Origin of the sequence: Lamprobacter sp. (genome assembly GCF_034860625.1) — a bacterium.
Classification (GTDB): Bacteria; Pseudomonadota; Gammaproteobacteria; order Chromatiales; family Chromatiaceae; genus Lamprobacter.
On record NZ_JAYESN010000568.1, the window covers coordinates 1 to 1,183 of the forward strand.

Consider the following 1,183-nt stretch of genomic DNA (forward strand, 5'->3'; position numbering starts at 1 on the left):
CGATCACTGAGGTCTGCACAACCAACATCATCGACGGCGGATGATACCTGCGATCCCGAGTACAGATGCCACTCACCTACCATCCATCCAAATACCTCGCCTACAAACTGACCCGCCGCCGCAACCTCTTCGATGCGCAGGACGAGATCGACAGCAACCGCGAACGTCTCATCGAGAAGACCGAGGGAAAACTCAAATCCGAGTCTGCCGAGGAAGCATTCTTCACCATCCGCTGGAACTACCTTTCCGAAGGTGACATCAAGAAACTGGAACGCACGGTCTCTGCCTTCTTTGACTACATCGAGGGTATCATCGAACGCCGGCAGACTTTCACCATGGCAGCCTTCGCCGAGAGCCTGAACAAGTTCCTTACTTTCAATGAATATCAGGTGTTGGAAAACTTTGGCTCCGTAAAACGAACCGCGGCCGAGGCCAAGGCTGCTGCCGAATATGAGAAATTTAATCGCACCCAAAAGCTCGAGTCCGACTTCGATAAGTCGGTCAAACAACTCACCAAAAAAAGAAGCCCCAACCAATAGAACGATATTCTGATATACCTGCCAAAAAGCAAGCACTCGAACTTCTCGGATCAACCACAGAGAATACAGAAAGCACAAAGAAGCGTTAAATACCCAAAAAGCTGTTTACTCTTCTCCCTTCTGTATTCTGTGTGGAAAACATTACATCCTATGTCAAAGAAACAAAAACTCGAACTCACCTGGATCGGTAAGGAGAACCGGCCGAAGCTGGAGCCGCGCATTCTGATCGAAGATCCGGAGAAGTCCTACCATGCGCTGCATCGTGTCAGAGAGAATGACATTTTCGATAACAAGCTGATCTTTGGAGACAATCTGCTTGCGCTGAAAGCGCTGGAGCAGGATTATGCGGGGAAGGTGAAGTGTGTATATATTGATCCACCGTTCAACACTGGTGAGATGTTTGATCACTACGACGATGGGGTGGAACACTCAATCTGGTTGAGCCAAATGAGAGACCGGCTCATGATCATCCATAAATTATTACGTTCCGATGGAACTTTAGCCGTTCACATAGATGATAACGAATTGGCTTACTTGATTGCAGTTATTGATGAAATATTTGGACGCTCCAATCGCATAAACATCGTAACTTTCAAGCAAAGCTCTACGTCAGGCCCAAAGGCAATTAATCCAGGTCTAGTAAG

2 protein-coding genes are annotated in these 1,183 nt (G+C 47.6%); both read left to right on the forward strand.

The features are described from left to right. The first annotated feature begins 65 nt into the window (after positions 1–65). A complete protein-coding gene (gene rhuM, locus VBE63_RS29845; protein ID WP_323686589.1) occupies positions 66–539 on the forward strand; it encodes a RhuM family protein in 474 nt (157 codons plus the stop codon). 150 nt (positions 540–689) lie between these two features. Beyond that, positions 690–1,183: DNA methyltransferase (locus VBE63_RS29850; protein WP_323686590.1), on the forward strand; the 494-nt coding region annotated here is incomplete at its 3' end.